This window comes from Pirellulaceae bacterium, assembly GCA_019636385.1.
GTDB lineage: Bacteria > Planctomycetota > Planctomycetia > Pirellulales > Pirellulaceae > Aureliella.
In genome coordinates, this window is record JAHBXT010000007.1 from 111,244 (window position 1) to 129,762 (window position 18,519).

15 protein-coding genes are annotated in these 18,519 nt (G+C 55.3%); 11 read left to right on the forward strand and 4 right to left on the reverse strand.

Going from position 1 to position 18,519, the window contains the following annotated elements:
- Positions 1-21: 21 nt before the first annotated feature.
- Complete coding sequence (gene rpiB / locus KF752_20370) at positions 22-540, reverse strand: ribose 5-phosphate isomerase B (GenBank protein MBX3423920.1); 519 nt, start codon at positions 538-540, stop codon at positions 22-24.
- Between the two features lie 550 nt (positions 541-1,090).
- On the opposite strand from rpiB, the gene KF752_20375 reads away from it, so the two are divergent.
- Entirely contained in the window at positions 1,091-2,899 is a 1,809-nt protein-coding gene (locus KF752_20375) for a 30S ribosomal protein S1 (GenBank protein MBX3423921.1), read from the forward strand.
- Between the two features lie 112 nt (positions 2,900-3,011).
- Here the strand turns inward: KF752_20375 and KF752_20380 are convergent, their stop codons facing one another.
- Together KF752_20380 and KF752_20385 are read right to left on the reverse strand one after the other, a co-directional pair.
- Positions 3,012-3,197, reverse strand: a complete 186-nt coding sequence (locus tag KF752_20380; GenBank protein MBX3423922.1) for a hypothetical protein — start codon at positions 3,195-3,197, stop codon at positions 3,012-3,014.
- Between the two features lie 172 nt (positions 3,198-3,369).
- Positions 3,370-3,738, reverse strand: coding sequence for a DUF971 domain-containing protein (locus KF752_20385; GenBank protein ID MBX3423923.1), 369 nt, complete (start codon positions 3,736-3,738; stop codon positions 3,370-3,372).
- A 248-nt stretch (positions 3,739-3,986) separates the two neighbouring features.
- On the opposite strand from KF752_20385, the gene KF752_20390 reads away from it, so the two are divergent.
- The 4 genes from KF752_20390 (at position 3,987) to KF752_20405 (ending at position 9,603) form a co-directional block, all read left to right on the forward strand.
- On the forward strand, positions 3,987-5,510 hold the full coding sequence (locus KF752_20390) for an RtcB family protein (GenBank protein ID MBX3423924.1): 1,524 nt from the start codon (positions 3,987-3,989) through the stop codon (positions 5,508-5,510).
- 261 nt (positions 5,511-5,771) lie between these two features.
- Complete coding sequence (locus tag KF752_20395; GenBank protein MBX3423925.1) at positions 5,772-7,796, forward strand: hypothetical protein; 2,025 nt, start codon at positions 5,772-5,774, stop codon at positions 7,794-7,796.
- 209 nt (positions 7,797-8,005) lie between these two features.
- Positions 8,006-8,953 carry a DNA integrity scanning protein DisA nucleotide-binding domain protein gene (locus tag KF752_20400; GenBank protein MBX3423926.1) on the forward strand — a complete coding sequence of 316 codons (948 nt, stop codon included), beginning with the start codon at positions 8,006-8,008 and terminating at the stop codon, positions 8,951-8,953.
- Between the two features lie 191 nt (positions 8,954-9,144).
- Positions 9,145-9,603, forward strand: a complete 459-nt coding sequence (locus KF752_20405; protein ID MBX3423927.1) for a DinB family protein — start codon at positions 9,145-9,147, stop codon at positions 9,601-9,603.
- Positions 9,604-9,719: 116 nt separating this feature from the next.
- Here the strand turns inward: KF752_20405 and KF752_20410 are convergent, their stop codons facing one another.
- The gene (locus KF752_20410; GenBank protein ID MBX3423928.1) at positions 9,720-10,454 is read right to left on the reverse strand and encodes an NAD(P)H-hydrate epimerase; all 735 of its coding nucleotides are present in this window, start codon (positions 10,452-10,454) and stop codon (positions 9,720-9,722) included.
- Between the two features lie 305 nt (positions 10,455-10,759).
- On the opposite strand from KF752_20410, the gene KF752_20415 reads away from it, so the two are divergent.
- The 6 genes from KF752_20415 (at position 10,760) to KF752_20440 (ending at position 18,438) form a co-directional block, all read left to right on the forward strand.
- A complete protein-coding gene (locus KF752_20415; GenBank protein ID MBX3423929.1) occupies positions 10,760-10,993 on the forward strand; it encodes a zinc ribbon domain-containing protein in 234 nt (77 codons plus the stop codon).
- A gap of 40 nt (positions 10,994-11,033) precedes the next feature.
- Positions 11,034-12,929: a PQQ-dependent sugar dehydrogenase gene (locus KF752_20420; GenBank protein MBX3423930.1), complete on the forward strand. Its 1,896-nt coding sequence runs from the start codon at positions 11,034-11,036 to the stop codon at positions 12,927-12,929.
- A gap of 17 nt (positions 12,930-12,946) precedes the next feature.
- Positions 12,947-14,056, forward strand: coding sequence for an alanine dehydrogenase (ald, locus tag KF752_20425; protein ID MBX3423931.1), 1,110 nt, complete (start codon positions 12,947-12,949; stop codon positions 14,054-14,056).
- A 2-nt stretch (positions 14,057-14,058) separates the two neighbouring features.
- Positions 14,059-15,120, forward strand: coding sequence for an S-methyl-5-thioribose-1-phosphate isomerase (mtnA, locus tag KF752_20430; GenBank protein MBX3423932.1), 1,062 nt, complete (start codon positions 14,059-14,061; stop codon positions 15,118-15,120).
- Complete coding sequence (locus KF752_20435; GenBank protein ID MBX3423933.1) at positions 15,117-16,517, forward strand: serine hydrolase; 1,401 nt, start codon at positions 15,117-15,119, stop codon at positions 16,515-16,517. The genes mtnA and KF752_20435 overlap by 4 nt, the downstream gene beginning before the upstream one ends.
- Positions 16,518-16,761: 244 nt before the next feature.
- Positions 16,762-18,438, forward strand: coding sequence for a flagellar basal body P-ring protein FlgI (locus tag KF752_20440; protein ID MBX3423934.1), 1,677 nt, complete (start codon positions 16,762-16,764; stop codon positions 18,436-18,438).
- Positions 18,439-18,519: the final 81 nt, after the last annotated feature.

An 18,519-nucleotide genomic window follows, 5' to 3' on the forward strand; every position in this document is an offset into this window, starting at 1 on the left:
CACCACCAGCGCCGCGGAAGTCTAGGTGCTGTAAAAACCTTGGAGTGCTCGACGCTCGATGTCCAGTAGCTTATCCAGCCGCAGTTGATGGCGTGGCTGGGGCGTGTAGCGGGCGGCCAAGAAACTGCCAACAATCTCTTTGGCCAACTCACTGCCAATAATGCGTGCCCCAATGCACAGGACGTTCATATCGTCGTGCTCAACCCCCTGTCGCGCCGAGTAGGTATCGTGACAAACGCAGGCGCGAATGCCGGGAATCTTGTTGGCGGTCACACTCACACCGACGCCGCTACCGCACACCAAAATCCCGCGCTCAGCCCGACCACGAAGCACCTCCAAGGCCACCTTCTCTGCAAAATCGGGAAAATCACAGGGGCTATCGCTGTGCGGACCGCAGTCGTTGACGTTGAACCCTTGGTCCCGAAGCTGCTCGGCTAGCAGGGATTTGAGGCTGAATCCGGCGTGGTCCCCGCCGATTGCGACTGACGTCTTGGCTGCGGATTCAGGGCGATTACGACTACTTGGCGTACTGTCCGGCATGGCAACTTAGAAATTGGCTACAAGATGGTAAGGATGATCCAATAAAATCTGGGTTCCACGGCGGTTCAGTGTACTCAACAGGCGACCTTTTACGAGGCGTCAGGTGGGCGCCAAGCCGGTGAGCGCTGAAATTGCCGGAAATTGCCGACCGACCAAGGGTCACTGACATTGCCGTTCAGTGCGGCTGGTGTTAGATTGTGCGGTTCGTCTCTCCTGAGCGTTTTCAGGCCGGATTGTTCCGGTCGGCCAGGCTGGGAACTCACCCCTTTTTGAACCTCTCAACCGCACTTCGGATTGGTAAATCAGTGGAGTGGCCTAGCCACTCGACGTAGCGCTGCCCGACGTAAGGCCATCTAATGCCATGCCACTGGATGTGCTGCACCACTGGGTGCACTGCGATTGTGTGGCCTGCTGTGGCCTTCTGCCAAGCGGGCCAACTGTAGCCAATCGTGTGGCAACTAGCCGCGTGTCGCCCGACGGCCTAGTAAAAGCCAAGCGTTACCCCGACCGTCACCATGCCGTCCACAGAGGCTCACTGTTTAGGAAATCTATGGTAAATCGCAATCTTATTCGCTCATTGGAAGATGACTCCATCGCTTTGCAGCTCGATTCTTTGCTGCCCGAGGATCAATTAGACGACATGATCCTGCCAACTCTGGAGGATCTGAATCGTCAGTTCGACGTCAATCAAATCGTCGACGGCACCATCGTAGAAGTCAACGGCGAATTTGTGGTAATCGACGTGGGCTTTAAGAGCGAAGGCGCTATCAATATCAGCGAATGGGAAGGCGATGCCGAGCAGCCCATCCCCGGCACAACCATCAAGGTACTTATCGAAGAAATGGAAGATTCGTTGGGACCCGCCAACGATATCCACGGCATGATTTCGCTCAGCAAGCGGAAGGCCGAAAAGATACTGGAATGGGAAAAGATGATGTCCCAAGTCAAGGAGGGCCAGGTCGTGACTGGCACCGTGACTCGGAAGATCAAAGGCGGCCTGTTGGTGGATATCGGCGTCAATGTCTTTTTGCCTGCCAGCCAAGTCGACATTCGTCGCCCCAACGATATCGCCGACTACATCGGTCGGGTGGTTCAGTGCGAAGTCTTGAAAATCGACGAGACCCGACGCAACATCGTGGTCAGCCGCCGTTCGCTGATCGAACGCCAGCGAGAAGAAGACCGCGAACACCTGCTGGGCGAATTGGAAGTCGGTCAGATTCGCAAGGGCGTCGTCAAGAATATCGCCGACTTCGGTGCCTTCGTGGACTTGGGCGGTATCGACGGCCTGCTACACATTACCGACATGAGCTGGGAGCGCATTGGACATCCGTCGGAAATGGTGGCCATCGACCAAGAGATCGAAGTCAAAGTGCTGCAGATCGATCGCGAAAAACAAAAGATTGCCTTGGGATTGAAGCAGAAGCAAAACAATCCATGGGACAATATCGTGGACAAATATCCGGTTGGCTCCGTCATCAAGGGCGAAGTGGTCAACGTGATGAGCTACGGCGCGTTCGTCAAGCTGGAGCCGGGTATCGAAGGCTTGGTACATATCAGCGAAATGTCTTGGACGCGACGAGTCAGCGATCCCAAGGAATTGGTGGCTGTGGGTGACCAAATCGAGGTCAAGATTCTGGGTGTCGATCCGGTCGGTCAGCAGTTGTCGCTGGGTATGAAGCAGACTATGTCCAACCCGTGGGATACGATCCTCGAGCGTTATCCCGAAGGCAGCATTGTGTCTGGCAAAGTTCGCAATCTAACCAATTACGGTGCGTTCATTGAACTGGAACAGGGCATCGACGGACTGTTGCACGTCTCCGATATGTCGTGGACTCGCAAGATCAGCCATCCTAGCGAGCTGGTGGAAAAGGGTACCGAACTCAAGTGTCGTGTGCTGTCGGTGGACAATGACCGCCGGCGCATCGCACTAGGACTCAAGCAGCTTGACGAGGATCCATGGGTAACCAGCATCCCCGCCAAGTATCAGGCCGGTTTGAAGATCACAGGCAAGGTCACCAAGATCACCAATTTCGGGGTGTTTGTTGGTTTGGAGGATGGCCTGGAGGGCCTGCTGCACATTTCTGAGCTTTCCGACGATAAGATCGAAAACCCCGAAGAGCTGGTGAAGGTCGGCGATGATCTGGAAGTGAAAGTGCTTCGTGTCGACGCGGATGAACGCAAGATCGGCCTGTCACGCAAGCGACTCAATTGGGCCGCCGAGCAAGAAGAAGCCGCCGCTCGCGAAGAACAGCGGCAGCAGCAAATCGCTGAAGCCAAACAGCCGCAAGAACTCAAAGGTGGCCTAGGCAGCGACGGTCCGCTGATCTCAACCGGCTCAAGCAAGGACAGCAACAAGTAGTCCAAGTCCGCTTAGCTACGTTCAGGCGGGCAGGCAACGGCTGTCTACGTTCGACAGAACGTGGACAGCCCAAGTAGGGCAAGTGTGGCTTGTCTTCCAAGAATCTGCTTCGTCAGCAGACTTTGACTCTTTTGTTGATAGCTGTCTGAATCTGCCACTGCGGACTTATTTGTTGAGCCTTGAGCACCGCTCGCAAGTATTGACGGATCTCAATGTGGCGATAGATGACTGCTATCAGCAACATGGCATCGAAATGGCATTTCCCTAGCGCGATTTGCACATTCGTAGCGTGCCCCATCAAGCTTCCGCAGCAGCCACGTTTCTCGGCCTTGCCGAGACCGATACTGCAGAGGCATAAGAAACCGGGGCTGTACACGGGCAATCCAACCCGCCTTCACAAGGCGGGCGTGATGCGGCCTGAAGCCCATGAAATTGATCCTCTGGATCTTGATTGCCTACCGGAATCAGCCCTACATCGGCTCGGAGCGTACGGCTATGGGGTGGCCGAGCTGATGGAGCAGATCGAAAGTAAAGATGCCAGAATTATGACCGTCGGAAAAGTGTATGCTGTAAGCATAGTTGCCGATCGGATGCATGCGCACAATCTCTAGCGGCTGCAACTCGGCGGGCGATAGTACTGGCATCGAAATGCTGGCCATTGGCTTCTGCAATTGTCCACTGGATTTTTCGCGACAGACCGCACAGGGACAGGCATCTCGCAGTTGACGGGGCAAATACCGCCGACGGTCGCCATTGCTCCAAGCAATCTCGATGCCGTCTGCTAACTTGTGTATTGCCACCGGAATGACGCTCATGTGCTTAATATAAGCCTGGCACATGAACAGCCAACTCCCCCACCTGTCTTCAGTGCAGGTAAAATTGGGAGGGAATCAACCAATCGCCTCTTGGGCTAGGAGCAGGCTGTCCGTTCCTACCTGAGGCCACTTGTGCCGGTGGTGGACCGGCGCAAGACCGATCCAATCCCTGTCGAAGTTGTGCCTATCGTTAACCAACATTGCGACAGACAGCCAGGATATAACGCGGCCCCGCTGAATCCCGTCCTTCAAAGCCTGCTAACCGATATCAAATGTTAGATGCCTTTCAACCCGACGCACCCAAGCCTTCTTCCTATCGCAGCCTAATGAGGCGCCAGGATGCAGGGCTTTCATATCTTGAGCTTGGGGATGCCGTTTCGCCAATTACCGTTATAGCCAACCAAACGATTGCCGATGGTCTGGAAGATCAGTGTTTGGCTCAGGCAATCAATGCTCGTTTAGCACCCGGCGTTTCGCAGGTTGTCATCAACCCGGATGCTCATCTGGGTTACGGGGCTCCGGTAGGCTGTGTGATGGTCTCGCCGACACATATTTATCCCGGACCCGTTGGCGTGGACATCAAGTGCTCGATGAGCCTGCTGCAGACCAACATCGAGGCCCAGGCGATCGCGGATCGTCGAGTTCGCCGCGAACTGATTCGTGCCATCGGCCAACGCATTCCAACTGGAGCCGGACGCGGATCGCGCGATGTTCCCAAGAGCCGAAAGATCGACGAGCGGTTGGGATTTGAAGCCGCTTCCACGGGCGGCTCAAAGAACGTCCTGCGCAAGCTGGGAATACCCAGCGATTGGGCCGAACGCTGCGAGGATTCCGCGCACTGTGGCCCCGATGGCTCATACGATTCGATCGCGGTTCGTCTGGAACGGCTGGTACGCGACAAGCTTTCCAAGTTCGCTCAGCAGTCAGCTCAGTTGGGTTCCTATGGAGGCGGCAATCATTTTGGTGAGTGTGAAGTTGTCTACTTGAGCGATGATCCAACCTACCGAGCCATCGGTGAAGGCTTCGGCTTGCAGCATGGTAAGATAGCCTTTTTGTCCCACTGCGGTTCGCGTGGGCTGGGACACACTTTGGCCACTCATCAGTTTTCTACGCTCAAGAATCGCTTTAAAAAGAAGCGTATTGGATTCCCGGGAGGCGACGCTGACATGGTGTATGCCGAAGTTGGCTCGCCAGAAGCCTACGACTATTTGTGTGACATGGCGCTGGGAGCGAACTTTGCCACGGTCAACCACCTGCTCATCAATCAACTTGTTCTGGAGGCATTCCAGCAAGTGTTGCCAGGGACACAAGGTCAGTTGATCTACTTCATCAGCCACAATATCGCTCGCCAAGAAACCGTGGATGGCCAATTGCAGTGGGTTCATCGCAAAGGGGCCACGCGAGCCATGCCAGCCGGGCATCCCGAACTGGAAGGCACACCGTTTGCAACCACGGGGCATCCGATTTTGTTGCCAGGAAATCCTCGCGATGGATCGGCGATCATGGTGGCATTGCCCGGCGCACAGCGGGCCTGCTATTCCGTCAATCACGGAGCCGGTCGAGCGATGTCTCGCAGAGGCGCCAAGCGCAGTCTAAATCAGCAGCAGGTGGACAGCGAACTGTTGGCCTGTGACATCTTGAGCAATTGCCGGACCTACCCGCTAGACGAAGCCCCCAGCGCCTACAAGAACTTCCACGAAGTCCTAAGCAGCGTGCGAGCCGCTGGATTGGCTGAATCCGTAGCCCGATTGGACGCGCGATTCGTAATTAAGGATAGCTCCGATCCTGATGACTGAACCGCAGTCTAGTCATGGCAATGTTCGCTAGAAGGTGAGATCGCGCAACTGGGAAATGAGCTAGGTTCACAGTATGTGGCTGAAGGCACTGACTCCCCAAACTTGAGAAACTGAGGGCTCATGTGCAGCGAGTATTCCGAGTACCCGAAGTCGGCACCATGCAGCTTCAGGAAAGTGGCTGCGGATGCCGAATAGAGTGGATGTCGACTCCGCATCTTTCACAACGCTAGCATCGTTGTGTACTCGTAATGAAAAGTCTCCATGTCGCTCCACTCACCGATGTCCTTGGTGCGAGAACTTATCTACCAGCCGAATTTGGCCGCATGGCTGTGGATGGGAATGCTGGCATTCCCTGTCCTGATGCTGGCTGACCAGCCATCGGTCAAGTCCGATGGAGTGGTATCCATTCAATTGAAGCGCAGTACCAGCGCTGTAAAGCCTGTTGAATCTTCCGGGGGTACCGTCAATGAAGCAACTGCCGCCGCACGTGCTCCTGAATCAAACACAACCAATGACATTTCAACCGACAGACTGCTTCTGGATGCTGCAACCCCCGGGCTTCAGCTAATCGCGCCCAGTGGCGATCACATAGGCAGCACCCCATCAGGAGCAATGGTTGCTGACCAAGGTCCGGTGCCGGCCGCGAATTCCAATATCTACCGCAAAACGCTTAGCGATACTCTTGATAGTACAGTTCGACTCAAGAGATTTCCGCCGCCGTCAGCGGCCGTGGGATCGCCACCCGCCGCAGCCGGACCGCTTTACGCGTCGCAATTCGATTCTGCACGAACGATGCCAGAGACCCTCACTCCACAGGGCAAGCCGACACTTCAGGCCAGCGAAACTGCTGACTCCGCCTCACAAGTTCACATACTGAACGAATATTTTCTGATGGATGCGGCTGCCACTCCAAGCAAATTCACCTCCGACCAATGGGCGGGGTTCGAAACGGAATCCGATGTCAATTCAGATACTGTAGTCGATGATGCAAATGATCCTGAATCGAGCGATTGGCAGTTAGACACGGGGACTGATTCAATTGCAGACCAGCCTTCAGAGTTTGCAGCCGACCGGTCCAGGGGCGAGTCGAACGAAATCCAAGCTTCGGACGGTCGAGAATCCACGCAGGAGTGTCCAGGTGGTGAAGTGGACTGCAGTGGTGCTGTGGCGCATCTGCCGACGCAGCCGGACGACGTTCCGCTGGAACAAGAGGAACATCCGTTTGACGCTCCGGCCGCCAAAGCCACCAAGACCGAACGTCGCCTGGAAACTGCCGGTCGCTCAAACGCTGTCGGATTTAGCGATGCTGAATTGGAAATGATGCGTCGCATTGATCAATGCTTGGACTACTTCCGCACGCATCCGGAAAACATCGTTCGCCGCGGCCCTTGGGCGTTGATGCACACGATCCTCCCCTTTGGGGTTGAATCGGAAGTTTTAGCCGGCAAACAGCGCGCCAACACGATTGGGTGGCTCTGCCACAATGGAGTCTGTGCTCGACAGCGGATGTTTCAGCCTACCAGGAGTGGCTTCCGGCCCAACATCGGGCCCGGAGTGCAGGGGCACGAGGGACAATTTTTAGCCATCTTGGCGCAGTCGCATGTGCAACCCGACTATCCACTGCAAATTGGCAATCGGCGCTACACTGTCATGGACTTGGTGCAATACGAAAAGGCAACTTGCCGTGAGAAATCCGAGTTGACTTTCAAGCTGATTGCCTTCGCCCATTACCTTGATCCCAATGACGTGTGGCGCGACAACCGCGGGCAAAGGTGGAATATTGAGAAGTTGGTGGCTGAGGAGCTAGCACAACCGGTCAACGGAGCGGCTTGCGGCGGTACCCACCGGCTAATGGGACTGAGCTGTGCCGTGAATCGCCGACAAGAGGCGGGACTGTCCATCACAGGGCATTTTGCTCGAGCCGAGAAGTTCTTGGACGATTTCATCGCCTATACACTTACCCTGCAAAATCCAGACGGCGGCTTCAGCACAGAATGGTTCGAGCGCCGCGCCGACGAACCTAACGTCGATCGCAAAATCCAAACTACCGGCCACATTCTGGAATGGCTTGTCTACACCATGCCGGACGAGCATCTGAGATCACCGGAGATTCAGCGAGCTGTCAACTTTTTGTTGGATTCCATCGGCGAAAACCCGCAGCGGGATTGGCCCATTGGCCCGCGTGGCCATTCGCTGCGAGCTCTAGCTTTATATCGCAAGCGAGTTTTCAAGGATCACCAGCCGCCGCGACTGACCGTCGATCGCCCAGCTCCCAGCAAGCGCTGACGCGAGAGTGGCCAACCAGAGCTTTCCAGTAGCCATCGCCGCCAGGCGCTGGAAAACACCATTCACACTCCGCGAGAGCGACGCTTGCTACTCATTTGCCGCTCGCCTCAGGGCTGATTCTGCCAACCGTGATTGCTGCCAGCCAGCGTGTCGACTACATTTAGCGACTTCTACAAACGTGCACCGCAATCCATGACTTCCGTACAACGATGGCCACACATCGCTTCACCAAGCAACTGACCACCATTGTCGAAACGGCTGGCGCGTTGATGTTTCAGACCGGTGCGGATGCTATGTTGCTTCTGCTGGACGGCCCCATGGACTGGGAGAAGCTGAGGCAAACCCTGCCACACGGCATCGAAAACGTTATTGTTGCTGCCGACTCGGCGAATGATCTTAAAGGCGCAGAGTTAGCCGGACTACTACCGTTAACATTGCACAAGGAGAAATCGCCGCTGCTGGAACGGCTGCAACACGCTTTGTTAGAAGCGGTGGCCGACGGCTATCTGCCAACCGACGGAAACGTAGTCGCGGTTTACAGCGCTTTCGAACAACAGAAGCTGGATTCGATTAGCTCAATTCGGCTCGATGATCGCCTGCGGCGACTGACAACTCGCGACCTGCAGCGCTTGGAGCACAGTGTACCACTGAAAAGCCTAAAGACTGCCATTGATCTGGCGGCTCAAATCGGCCGTGAAGGACGCGAGGGCAAGAAGGTCGGTGCCTTGTTTGTCATCGGCGAACTGCGACAGGTATTGAAGCATTGCAAGGATGCTGGCTTCGATCCATTGCGCGGCTACAAGCGCGAAATGCGCAGTCTGTTTGACGCTCGCGTCCGCGAGGATCTGAAAGAAATTGCGCAGATGGACGGTGCTTTTGTCGTCTCACCAGAAGGAATCGTGGAGCGTAGTCGCCAGATCATTGAAGTGACTCATGCCAACTTGACGCTCTCCAAAGGCTTGGGAACACGCCACTGGGCAGCAGCCGCCATTTCGCAAATAACTACAGCAATTGCCATCGTTGTTAGTCAGTCAACCGGCACAGTGCGTATCTTCCAAAATGGTGAGACGGTGCTGCGGATCGAGCCCATGGATAATAATGTTTTATGGCAAGAGTTTAACTACGAACCCCCACCCACCGATACCCAAGAGAGCTGACGCCTTGGCGACTGTTCACTGTTGTCAGGCGGTCACACTGACCGACGGCCATAGTGCGGTACTGCTTTCAAATTTATTGGACACTGCACTGGATTTTAGATCACCGCTGTTTGCCGGGCAACGGCCCGCTGCTAGCGCAGGCGAGCCCGACCTGACCGGTTACAAGTTTTCGCATGTCAAGGAACTCATCCATGGATCGCTCGTTGATCGAAAACTATGTGGCAGGTGGCTCGCAACTACGTCAGGCATATCAAGGGCTGACTCGGCAGCAACTGCTGGCCGTTCCTATTCCTGGAACGTGGACATTGCATCAGATCGCGCTGCACATGATGGATAGTGACCTGATTGCCAGCGATCGTATGAAACGCATCGCCAGCATGGACAAGCCCCTGCTGATCGGCTATGACGAAACCGCCTTCAGCAAGTTACCCGGCTCGGAAGACATCGAAGCGGCTGAGGCCATCGACCTCTTCGATCGCAATCGGCAATTAACCGCTCGCATCCTTCGTAAGCTGCCTGACGAAGCCTTTGAACGTTTTGGCATTCACAACGAGTCAGGTAAGGTAACACTGCAGTACATGGTGAAGAGCTACATCGACCATCTGGATGGCCACTTACGATGGGTCATCAAGAAGCGGGCGATGGTGTAGAGGCGTATCGACCAAGCTAGCGGCCACTATGAGTACACCTGTGGCCATACCTACCATGCGGTGGAAACATTACTCGTCCACGCTCTGGCGACGGTAGCTACCAAGACGCCGAGTGCTTAGGACGGAGCAGGGCTATCAAGCTGCACGACCTCTAAAATCAATTGTTCGGGGATGCCGATCGGCAACACATGCAGCTCGCCATAAATCGCGGCTGAATTTGCACTCACCATGCTGGGCTTGAGTGCTACGAATGTCAACGTCGCATCGGCTTGAAATACTGGCTCGAATAGTTGACCACTATCTGCGTCAACTCCAGTTGGAATGTCGATGGCCAATCGAAACGCCGGCGCCTGATTCGCGGCCTCGATCCAATCGCACAGCGGGCGTCGAGCTGGCCCTCGAGCACCGGTACCGAGCATCGCATCTACAATCAAACCAGCAGATGACAGTTCGTCAGTCGGCAATGCCCCATGTTCTGGATCGATAACCTGCAGTCCGGAACCACCGGCTGCTTGCAGTATCTTAGCGTTTTGGTACGCATCGGGCGAAAACTTACTGGCCGGCCCCAAGATAAAGCACTGGCAACTCCAGCCGCGACTTCTCAGCTGCCGAGTAATTACCAGTCCATCGCCGCCATTGTTTCCCGGACCACACAGCACCACGATTCTGTTGTCCGCTTTAAAACGCTGGCGAATCCAGTAAGCGCACTCGATGGCGGCGTTTTCCATCAACACCAACGAATGCATTCCATAGCGCTGGACCGCCTGTTGGTCAACCCAACGAACTTGCTGTGTAGACAACTGGCGGCTGCTGAGCTGCTGCCAGGCGGAGGGCGTCGATGGTTGCTGCATGAATACTTTCCGATCGGGTGCGAACTTTTCAGCTCAAGGCGCGCGGCTAGCGTACACATACCATCACCGGGCTCTGGCGAGGGTAGCTACCAAGACTCCGCTGGCTCAAGCGCAACACTGTGAATCATCAGTGGCCAGCGGCTCAGGCTCGGGTTAGAATACCTTCGCTGGCTGCCATGTCCACAGGCACTCATCCAGAATAACGCCCACTGGCTGATGTCTGAGGTCGCAAGCGGACAACAGCAGTTATTTGGATGCAGCACCTTCGGTCCAGCACGAATACAACTGTAGGAATTTTTGACACCATGCCCTTGTACGAATACCACTGCCCGAATTGTCAGACTCAGTGCGAACTGTTGATGCGCGACAACCGTCAACAAGCCACATGCCCCAATTGCGGTCACCAGAAATTGGAGCGATTGCTGAGCGTTGCCGCAGCACCGGCCAAGAGCGGCCACAACCTGCCGGTTTGCCCGCCTCCAGCCTCGGGCTGCGGTCGCCCACAGTGCGGTTCTGGCCAATGCATGTTTGGCGAGTAGTATGTTTGACCAGTAACCCCTTAGCATTAAGGATTTTTTCATGCGGTTATATATATTCTGCGCGGTCGTACTGTTCGGGCTGCCAGGCAATGGCTGCCATGCCGAGGCGACTGCCAATCAGCTCTCGCGAGCCGAAGCGATCAGCGGCTGGGAACTGCTGTTCGATGGACAGACGGCAGACCAATTTCGCAACTATGGTCAGCAACAGGTCAGCAGTGGCTGGCAGGTTGACGACGGAGCGATAACCCGCGTCGCCAAAGGTGCTGGCGACATCATAACCAAGCAGGAGTTTCGATATTTCGAGCTGTCGATCGAATACAACATCGCTCATGGAGGCAATAGCGGCATCATGTTCCACGTCGAAGAGGGAGCTGGTCCTCCGTGGTTCACCGGCCCCGAAGTCCAAGTGCTATGTAATGCCGCCGGTCACGATCCCCAGCGCGCCGGTTGGTTGTACCAACTGTATTCACCTCGCAAAGAAAACGGACTGCATTTGGATGCAACTCGACCTGCCGGACAATGGAACCAAATCTACTTGCGCATTTCGCCAACCGGCTGCGAAGTGTGCATGAACGGGGTGCGCTATTACACGTTCAATTTGGGAGACCAGAACTGGGACAAACGCGTCGCAGAGAGCAAATTTGCCAAGATGAAGAAATTCGGCAAGACTGGCAAAGGACATATCTGCCTTCAGGATCACGGGGATCGAGTCGCTTATCGCAATATCAAGATTCGTCGTCTGACCGAAGACGGCTCACTGCCCAAGCCACCCGTTGACGGCAAGCTGGACATCCAGCCGGTCGTCGCCTTCCCCGAACTGCAGTGGGAGGGATATCAGCCAGTTGACGAAGATGGTAATGTCACTAAGCAACTGCGGCTTATTGAACTAACGTATGCTCGAGGGATTCCTAAGCGGTTGTTTGCAGCGGCCCAAAATGGCATCGTCTACACGTTCGAGAACCAGCCGAATGTTGCTAAAGCAAGTATCGTTCTGGATTTGAGCGACAAGGTCAGCCGCTGGTCATCCAGCCCCATGGCCAACGAGCAAGGACTGTTGGGAATTGCCATGCACCCTGATTTTAAGAGCAATGGGCGATTTTTCGTATCCTACAATTTGGGCCAAGACGACAAGACCGTCATTTCCAGTTTTCAAATCTCCGCCAGCGACCCGCTGAAGGCCGATCCGGATTCGGAAGTAGTACTCTTGGAGCTGCCGCAGCCCTATAAGAACCACAACGGTGGAGCCATTGAATTCGGGCCGGATGGCTATCTATACATTGGTCTGGGCGATGGTGGGCTGCGCAATGATCCACATTCACATGGCCAAGACCTCAGTACACTCCTGGGCACGATTCTAAGAATCGACGTGGATCATCCCCGCAATGGCCAGAACTACAGTATTCCAGTCGACAATCCGTTCGTTGGCAACTCGTCAGCAAAACCTGAAATCTATGCTTATGGGCTGCGGAATCCATGGCGGATCGCCTTTGATCGCCAGACTGGCCGACTGTGGTGTGGTGATGTAGGCCAAGAGCTATGGGAAGAGATCAACGTGATCGAAAAAGGTGGAAATTATGGTTGGAGCTATCGCGAGGGCACAAAGCCGTTCGGCAACGCAGTCCAACCTGCAGACTTTGCGCCTATCGAACCAGTGTGGGAATACGATCACGGTGTTGGCAAGTCGATCACCGGTGGACGTGTATTTTCTTCTGATCGCTTGCCGCAACTGACTGGCAAGTATCTCTATGCTGACTACGTCAGTGGCGGTATCTGGGCTCTGACCTACGATCAACTGGCAGGCCAAGCCACGCGCAACGAACAAATCGCTTCCGGCGGTATACCGGTCCTAGCATTTGGCGAAGACGAGTCTGGCGAAGTTTACTATTGCACCGACAACGGCCAAGCGCGGTGTATTTTCAAGTTTGAAGCCAAGTAGCGTGCTGAGTTCGCCTCATGAAAATTGGAGTCCCTACTGAAATCAAGTCCGATGAATATCGCGTGGCCATGTTGCCGGTGGGCGTCGAAGAGTTAGTTTCCCGCGGACATCAGGTGTTCATCCAAGCTGGTGCCGGCATGGGCTCTGGCTTGGCCGATCACGATTACCTGGCGGCCGGGGCGGAACTGGTTGCGGGTATTGAGGATATTTACAGCCTGGCCCAGATAATCGTCAAAGTCAAAGAACCCCAGCCGCGTGAATACGCCTTGATTCGCCCGGATCATACGCTGTTTACTTACTTTCATTTTGCTGCCGATCGCAGCTTGACCGAAGCCATGATACAGTCAGGCGCGACCTGCCTGGCTTACGAAACGTTGGAGGATCAACAAGGTCGATTGCCGTTGCTGACTCCCATGAGCGAGGTCGCTGGACGCATGAGCATCCAGGAGGGAGCCAAGTATCTTGAGCGCCCGCAAATGGGACGTGGCATTCTGCTTGGTGGCGTGCCAGGTGTCGCTCCTGCACATATTACCATCCTGGGGGGTGGTGTGGTGGGGGCCAACGCTGCGCGCATTGCCGCTGGCTTTCAAGCGGATGTGGCCATTTTAGATGTTAACATGGACCGCTTGCGCTACCTGGACGACGTCATGCCGCCCAATGTCAACGTGCTGTTTAGCGATCGTCACACCATCCGCGAGCAATTGCGATTGGCAGACCTTATCATCGGTTCTGTACTGATACGCGGTGCCAAGGCTCCGCGTTTAGTCACACGTGACGATCTTGGGCGGATGAAGCCGGGGTCCGTCGTGATCGATGTGGCCATCGATCAAGGTGGGTGCTTGGAGACCAGCCGCCCCACGACGCACAAGGATCCCACGTATATCGTGGACGATGTGTTGCATTACTGCGTGACCAACATGCCAGGGGCCGTTGGTCGCACCAGCACCTACGCGCTGTGCAATGTAACTTTGCCGTGGGTCATCAAACTGGCCAGCCTTGGAACCGTTGAGGCTGTGCAGCAATGTTCGGCTCTTCAATCAGCGGCCAACATCGTCAATCATCGCGTTACCAATCGGGCCGTCGCTGACACGTTCAATCTACCGTATGAGAGTCTGTCAGCGGGATGAGCATGACGTCACAGTCGCAATTTGTCGATGTGCCGGTTTGTCTTCAGTGGGTCGGCGGACCCGCGGGTCATCTGAGGCTGTTGGATCAAACGCTGCTTCCCAGCCAAGTGCGTTGGATCGAGTGCCACAGTGTGGATGCGGTTTGGGAAGCGATCAAGAAACTGCGCGTCCGCGGAGCACCAGCCATTGGAATCGCAGCCGCTTATGGTGTCGTTCTGGCTGGTGGCCAAGGTCGCAGTAGCGAGCCACTTGCCATAGCCGTTCAGAGTGCCATCCGCCATTTGGCTACCAGCCGCCCAACCGCCATCAATCTTTTTTGGGCGCTGCGACGCATGGAACAAGTCATGTCACGCTCGGAACCAATTGCGCAAGATTTGCAAGCCGCGCTATTGACAGAGGCTCAGGCCATCGAAGCCGAAGACCGCCAAATGTGCCGCGCCATCGGACTGCATGGCGCGGACCTCATTCCCGACGGTGCAACTCTGCTGACCCATTGCAATGCTGGTGGATTGGCAACTGCGCAATACGGCACGGCGCTGAGCGTGATGTATGCCTGCCAGGATCAAGGCAAACGCATCCAGGTATACGCAGACGAAACGCGACCGTTGTGGCAAGGGGCTCGGTTGACCGCCTGGGAACTTCAGCGCCACCAGATACCAACAACGATTATTTGCGACAGCATGGCCGCTCACGTCATGCAAACTCGTCGAGTCGATGCCGTATTAGTGGGTGCCGATCGCATAACTCGGCGAGGTGATGTGGCCAACAAGATTGGCACTTATGCAGTGGCCGTAGCGGCTCGCTATCACCAAGTACCCTTTTATGTCGCTGCTCCAAGTAGTACATTCGATCTAGAACTGACAGATGGACGGGATATTCCCATCGAACACCGCGATGCCGCCGAAGTCATCCGGCCCTACGGTTTGCGACTCGCTCCCGAAGGCGTGCAGGTCTACAATCCGGCCTTCGATGTAACTCCCGCTGAACTGATCACTGCTATTATTACCGAACGAGGTGTCATTCGCCCGGTTAACGAGAATTCTATATTGGAACTGCTAGCATGATCCTTCAATATCCAACACGCTCCGCCAGTGTCTGTCTATTGTGCTTAGTTAGCGCGATAAGCTTCGGGGCTGAGACTGCCACCGCGCAAGATGTGTTGCGAGATCAGGTATCCAGCCATGTCCAACCCTATCTCGACCAAAAGATTATCTCGGGGCTGAGTGTTGGTGTACTGTCTGGCGGCCAGTCATGGACAAGTGGCTATGGACGATGGACCGACAAACTTGAATCGGTGCCTAACGACCGCACCGTCTACGAAATCGGCTCGATCAGTAAAGTCTTCACTGGACTGTTGCTAGCCGATGCCATTGAGCGTGGTCCATTGCGCCTGGACCAACGTTTCACCGAGCTTGTTCCGTCAACAGTCGCGAGTCCGCATGATAGCCAAGTCGACATTACGTTAGTACATCTGGCAACTCACACATCGGGACTCCCGCGAATGCCCAGCAACATGGCCGACAGCGATCCCAAGAATCCGTATCTGGCTTACTCGCCACAAAAATTGTACGAGTTCCTCAGCCAACATCGTTTGCGACGAATGGCTGGCGAGAAGCATGAGTATTCCAACCTCGCCATGGGATTGTTAGGGCAGTTATTGGCAGACCAGGCCGAAGTCAGCTACCAGGAATTACTACTTCAGCGAATTACCCAGCCGTTAGCATTGCAGGACACGGTACAAGACCTGTCCGCAGATCAACGCGCGCGATTGGCCGAGGGCCACGATGCGAGCGGCCAATCCGTCGGCAACTGGGATTTTGACGCCTTAGCAGGCGCCGGTGCAGTACGCAGTACCGTTCACGATTTACTGCTGTTTGCCAAGGCAATATTGCAGCCACCTGACAATGAGTTGGGGCGAGCCATCGAACTGGCATGGAAAATTCACCAACCGCCGCCAAGCGAAACGGATTTTGCCATGGGATTGGGTTGGCTGGTTGCCCGCGATGGTTCGACTCGCTTTCACAATGGACAAACCGGCGGCTACCATTCAGCGCTGTTTGTGAGCCGCGAACTGAAACAGGCCGTTGTTGTGCTGGCCAACACCGCCACCATGGAAGTTGATCGCCTGGCGGAAGACGTTTTCAAAGTGGTGGCTGGCATGAATGTCGCACCGCGTGAGTTTCCAGTCGAAGTATCAGTACCCGTGGAAACACTGCAGCGTTATGCGGGGACCTATCAACTGGGGCCAGGGATGATTTTCACAGTCAGTGTCAATAACGGTCGGCTGATGGTTGGCCTGACCGGTCAATCAACCTTTCAAGTATTCTCCAAATCTGAAACAGAGTGGTATTACAAGATTGTCCCCGCCTCGATAACCTTTAACGTCGATGATCAAGGACAGGTCGATTCGCTCGAGCTATTTCAAAACGGCGCTCGAATGAAAGCCCCGAAAATCCAGTAGCCCCTTTCGGCTGGCGTTCATTTCTGCTGGCTTATTTTACAAGCCAACGAATGATAGCATCACAATTCCCGGCTTGACGCCCGTCAGGTTTCGTTTGTAGTCTGGCGGCGCTGGGAATCTTCGTAAATGCGAGGCAGGGATGCGATCGACTTATTGGATGAAATGCAACAGACGTAGTCTACTTGGCTGGACTGCGGTACTAGGTTGCTTGGTTAGTTCCGGCTGCGTGTCCTCCTGGCTGCACATGCCAGGAAACAAGACCAACGGTTCCAAGCGCGAGCAGATTCGCAAGAAATTGATGGCCGAAGATCGCCCGCAGCTGATCTCTGAAATTGCAACGGCCCGCCAGTTGCACTATGGTACCCTGGAAAACATCGCACTGGTTACGCATTTACCTGGTACGGGTGGTTCGGTTCGTCCTAGCCAACCGCGCGAAAAGCTGTTAGATATCATGCGCCGCAACGATGTCCCGGAACCCAATTCGGTGCTGGACTCGAAGCAGACTGCGATGGTCGTCGCGTTGGCGGCTATTCCACCTGCGGTACGCAAAGGCGACCGCGTCAATGTATCCGTCAAATTGTCGTCGCATGCTGAGGCACAAGATCTAGCTCATGGCTGGCTGCGAGAAACTGCCTTGGTAGAGATGGGAAACCTGGGTGGTCGAGTGCGCGAAAGTTTCGATCGCGCGAAAGCCGAAGGGCCGCTTGTCACTCTGGCACAGTACACCGGCAGCCAAGACCCGCAGGCCAAACTGGATGCCGTAGTAGTTGGCGGAGCAAGAATGCTGAAAGAACGCGAACTGGCGATTGGACTTTCAAGCGAATTTGCCGACGCGCTGACGATGGCAGCCGTCGTTCCAGCCATCAATCGGCGATTCACTTACTTTGATGGCCACCAACAGGCCGGTATCGCAACTCCGATCAGCGATGACTATATCGAATTAAAACTACCTTCGCGATACGCTGCCGATCCCGAACATTTTATCAATGTCGTTCTGCATCTTGGCTTTGGCCAGTCCAGCGATCAACAGACGCAGCGAATTGAACAGCTAGCCAAACAATTGGATGATCCCTCGCAGGTTCAGCGCGCGTGCTGGGAACTGGAGGCGGCTGGCCAAGCGAGTGTGCTGCCACTCGCAGCTCGGGTCAATCACCCGTCTGACACCGTCCGCTTCTGCTGCGCGCACGCCCTGGCTTACTTGGGTGACGCGAGTAGCATTCCGACACTGGTCGAACTGGCCGGCAGCCAGCCCCTGCTGCGCGGCAGGTGCTTGGCCGCACTGAGTTCGATCGACCATTATCAGGCCGAGGACGCACTGAAAGGACTGGTGCATCAAGCCGAGCCGGAAACGCGCTATGGCGCACTGCGTAGTCTACGACGTCGCAATGCTCGCGATCCACTGGTGCAGGCTGAGCAAATCCCACAGGTTGGAGGTTTGCTGGTTGTTCCCAGCCATGGGCCAGCTTTGGTGGCGGTGAGCATGTTTGAAGTGCCTGAAATCGTATTTTTTGGCCCGGTCCCCAAGCTGCAACTGGCTGATTTTCACAATGTCAATCCTAGCATTTTGATTCAACCCACTGGCCCACAACAGATGACCGTCAGCCATTTCATCCCCGACCAACAAACGCAAATCGTTCAGTGTGCCGACGATCTGCGGAGCGTCTTACAGGCCATTGGTCAGGTCGGGGGCGGATACGGCGATTGGGTCAACCTGGTCAGGCAATGCCATGAATCCAAACTGATCGATGTGCCGGTCTGCATGAATCCCGTTCCAAATATTCAATCGCCGCTTGAGGCGGACGACGAATCATCCGCCACCACAACTGCAGATGCAGGTCAGGCGATGTCGCCATCCAGCACTGAAACCACCGATCGCGCCACTGGCACTGCCTGGCTGCGTCCGTGGTCGTGGTGGAATTAGCGAACTGGAGGCCCATTCGTGCTGACGCGCAAATCAACGTCAACGTGGCGAACAAACCCGACTTGAACCTTACTCTTACCT